This window comes from Streptomyces flavofungini (assembly GCF_041028215.1).
Lineage (GTDB): Bacteria > Actinomycetota > Actinomycetes > Streptomycetales > Streptomycetaceae > Streptomyces > Streptomyces flavofungini_B.
The window spans coordinates 1-3,350 of the sequence record NZ_JASKYR010000737.1 but is presented as its reverse complement, the minus strand read 5'-3'; the positions used below and the strand labels follow the sequence as shown (position 1 = coordinate 3,350).

Below are 3,350 nucleotides of genomic sequence, written 5' to 3'. Positions count from 1 at the left end.
ACGCKCTCGTACGGGATGTGGGACCCGGCGCAGGTGCCGGGCATGGAGCAGATCATCGCCGCGTTCGAGAAGGAGAACCCGCGGATCTCCGTGCGGATCGAGCTCACGCCCTGGGCGAGCTACTGGACCACGCTGAAGACGTCGATGCGCGGCGGCACGGCACCGGACGTCTTCTGGATGAACGCCGTCAACTTCCAGCTCTACGCCTCCAGCGGCGTCCTCGAACCGCTCTCCGGGCACATCGAGGCCGACGCGACCCCGCTCGACCGCCACCCCGAGGCCCTGGTGCGGCTCTACTCCTACCGGGGCACGCAGTACGGCCTGCCGAAGGACTTCGACACCATCGGCCTCTGGTACAACAAGAAACTCTTCGACAAGGCGGGCATCAAGTACCCCGACGCGAGCTGGACCTGGGACGACGTGCGTGACGCCGCCGCCGAGCTGACCGATCCCCGGGAGCGGGTGCACGGCTTCGCCGCCGAGATGGACCGGCAGGGCAAGATCTACCCCGCGGTCTGCGGGGCGGGCGGTCACGTCCTCAAGGACGGGCGGTCCGGCTTCGGCGACGAGCGGTCCATCGAGGGGCTGCGCTTCCTGACCGACCTGATCGACCGCGGCTGGTCACCGCCGCAGAGCGCGATGACGGAGTCCACGGGGCGCGTGCGCTACTGGTCGGAGAAGGTCGCCATGAACTACGACCTGTCCGCCATGGCCGGTCAGATGTACGCCGTGCCCGCGCTCAAGGACCACGGCGGCATCGCCGTGCTGCCCAGGGGCCGCGAGCGGGCCACCATCATCCACGGCCTGGCGAACGTCATCTCCGCCAAGAGCCGGAGGAAGGCCGCCGCCTGGAAGTTCACGCACTTCATGGCGGGGCGCCGGGCCGCCGAGATCCAGGCGCGGGCGGGCGTCACCATCTCCTCGTACGAGGGGACGCAGGACGCCTGGCTGAAGTCGATGCCGGAATTCGACCTGAAGAACTTCATCGACATGCAGCGGTACGCCGTCCCCTATCCGAGCTCGGAGAACACCGCGGTCTGGGAGAACATGCAATACCCCCTCCTCGGCGCCGCGTTCAGCGGAAAGGGCGGCATCGAGAGCGCCGCCCGCACCCTCGGCGAACAGATGGACCGGGCCCTGAAGGAGGAGCGCAGTTCATGAGTGTCTTCCCCGCCACGGCCGCCGCGAAGGCGGCGGGACGCGGTTCCGCCGTCTCCGGGACCCGGCCCCCCGCGTCCCGCAATCAGCGCGCCGCCTACCTCTTCATCGCGCCGCTCGGCATCGGCTTCGCCGTCTTCTACTTCTGGCCGCTGCTCCAGACCTTCTACTTCAGTTTCACCGAATTCGGGGCGTTCGGCGGCCACACCTTCATAGGCACCGGCAACTACGCGCGCGTCATCAAGGACGTCACCGTCTGGCAGGCGCTCGGGAACACCCTGATATACAGCGTCATCGGCCTCACCGCCCTGCCGGCCGCCATCGTCGTGGCGTCCCTGCTCAACCGGCGGGGACTGCGCGGCGTCCCCCTCTACCGCGCCCTGTACTTCGTGCCGTTCGTGACGCTCCCCGTCGCCGTCGGGCTGGTCTGGAACTGGCTCTACAACGGCGACTACGGACTCCTCAACGAAATGCTCGGCCGGTTCGGCGCCGACCGGCACTACTGGGTCTCCGACCCCTCCACCGCCGTCTACGCGATCGGCACGGTGATGGTCTGGTCGACCACCGGCTACTACCTCATCATCTTCATGGCGGGCATCAAGGGAATACCGCGCGACTACTACGAAGCGGCGGAACTCGACGGCGCCGGGGCGCTGCGCAGATTCTTCACCATCACCCTGCCCCTGCTGAGCCCGACCCTCTTCTTCGCCTCCATCATCTGCATGATCAATTCACTGCAGACCTTCGACCTCATCTACATCATGATGGCCGAGAAGAACCCCGCGATCGGCGATACGCAGTCCGTCGTGGGCCTCTTCTACAAATGGGCCTTCATCGAGAACGCACAGGGCGCCGCCGCCGCACTCGCCTTCCTGCTCATGATCCTCATCGCCGCCCTGACGTATCTCCAGTTCCGGCTCCAGAAGAGGTGGGTGCACTATGGCTGAACGCACCGTGCCGCCCCGGAGGCGGCGGGTGAACGCCGGTTCCGTGGCCACGCACGCCGTGCTCTCGCTCGGCGCCCTCGTGATGGTCTTCCCGTTCCTGTGGCAACTGCTCACCGCGCTCAAGACCCTCGCGGAGACCTCGCGGGTGCCGCCCACCTTTCTGCCCGACCACTGGAACGCGGCGAGCTTCGAGGAGGTCTTCACCGCCCTGCCGTTCCGCGAGATGCTCACCAACAGCGCGCTCAACACCCTCGGGCGCACCCTGGGCCAGCTCGTGTTCTGCTCCCTCGCCGCCTACGCCTTCGCGCGCATGCGGTTCCGGGGCCGCAACGCCCTGTTCGCGCTCTTCCTCTCCGTCCTGATGGTGCCTAGCTCCCTGCTCGTGCTTCCGCAGTACGACATCATCCAGCGGATGGGGCTCCTCAACTCCGCCCCCGCGCTGTTCCTGCCGGGCATGTTCAGCGCGTTCGGCACCTTCATGCTGCGCCAGTTCTTCCTGGCGCTGCCCAAGGAACTGGAGGAGGCCGCCCGCATCGACGGCGCGGGCTCCTTCCGCGTCTTCTGGTCGGTCATGCTGCCGCTGATCAGGCCCGCCCTCGCGGCCCTCGCCGTCATCACCGCGATGTGGTCGTGGAACGACCTGCTCTGGCCGCTGGTCGTCAACACCGACCCGCGGCAGATGCCGATCAGCGCGGGACTGACCTCGCTCGAAGGGCAGTACGAAACCAACTACCCGGTGATGATGGCCGGTTCGCTGATAGCCAGCCTGCCCATGCTGCTCGTCTACGTCCTCCTCCAGCGCCACTTCGTCCAGAGCGTGGCCCTCACCGGCTCCAAGAGCTGACCCGGCGGCAAGCCGCACACCCCTACGAAAGGCAGCCCCTCCCTATGCCACCGCTCCACATCGGCATGCTCGGCGCGGGCGGCATCGCCCGCGCCCATCTGCCCGGCTGGCTGGCGCTCGGCGCCCGCGTGAGCGTGTACACCGTCGACGGCTCCGCGCGAAAACTCGCCCACGAGTATGCGGGGCGCGGCCACGACGTGAGCGCCGCCGACGACCTCGCGGGCCTCCTCACCCGGGTCACGGCCGTCGACGTCTGCACCCCGACCCCCACCCACAAGGAACTCGCCCTCGCCGCCGTCGCCGCCGGACGGCACGTCGTCTGCGAGAAGCCGCTCGCCCTCACCGCCCACGACGCCGCGGAGATCGCCGCCGCGGCCGAGGCATCCGGGGTACGGCTGCAC

At 68.3% G+C, this 3,350-nt stretch carries 4 protein-coding genes; all 4 read left to right on the top strand.

The genetic code is table 11. The features are described from left to right. Positions 1 to 1,161, top strand: a 1,161-nt coding sequence (locus tag AB8Z36_RS33495) for an ABC transporter substrate-binding protein (protein WP_369217155.1), incomplete at its 5' end; no start/stop codon positions are given. Beyond that, entirely contained in the window at positions 1,158 to 2,105 is a 948-nt protein-coding gene (locus AB8Z36_RS33490) for a carbohydrate ABC transporter permease (RefSeq protein ID WP_369217154.1), read from the top strand. The genes AB8Z36_RS33495 and AB8Z36_RS33490, both read left to right, overlap by 4 nt. Next, positions 2,098 to 2,949, top strand: coding sequence for a carbohydrate ABC transporter permease (locus AB8Z36_RS33485; protein WP_369217153.1), 852 nt, complete (start codon positions 2,098 to 2,100; stop codon positions 2,947 to 2,949). Before AB8Z36_RS33490 ends, AB8Z36_RS33485 begins: the two co-directional genes overlap by 8 nt. A gap of 44 nt (positions 2,950 to 2,993) precedes the next feature. Beyond that, positions 2,994 to 3,350 (top strand): Gfo/Idh/MocA family protein (locus AB8Z36_RS33480; protein ID WP_369217152.1); only part of this gene is annotated, 357 nt, incomplete at its 3' end.

What these genes read in the sequence shown, in the direction of transcription:
- AB8Z36_RS33490 (WP_369217154.1), top strand. Translation starts at nt 1,158, where the DNA reads ATGAGTGTCTTCCCCGCCACGGCCGCCGCGAAGGCGGCGGGACGCGGT.
- AB8Z36_RS33485 (WP_369217153.1), top strand. Translation starts at nt 2,098, where the DNA reads ATGGCTGAACGCACCGTGCCGCCCCGGAGGCGGCGGGTGAACGCCGGT.